1 pseudogene is annotated in these 234 nt (G+C 30.8%); it reads left to right on the top strand.

The features are described from left to right. Positions 1-198 (top strand): annotated as a pseudogene (locus LPC13_RS16855) (hypothetical protein); the annotation flags it as partial. Positions 199-234 lie beyond the last annotated feature (36 nt).

Here is a 234-nt window from a genome sequence, read left to right as displayed (position 1 = left end):
AGATATAATGAAAATTTATGTGGAGCTATTAGACCTAAAAATTTAACAGAGTTTAATGCTATGATGACAGGGTTTAATAGTAGATTTGATACATGGTTTGAGCAACAACAAGGGGAAGGGTGGAGAAATATATATATTCAATCTACAGTTCCAAGTGATGCGATAGAAGGTGCTATATGGAAGCAAGTATTATCATAAGATTTTTTAATAAAAATATGGAGTTTATAGGAGAAG

The organism is Clostridium celatum, assembly GCF_021412605.1.
In the GTDB taxonomy this organism is placed as follows: domain Bacteria; phylum Bacillota; class Clostridia; order Clostridiales; family Clostridiaceae; genus Clostridium; species Clostridium celatum.
This window is presented reverse-complemented; position numbering and strand designations above follow the sequence as displayed.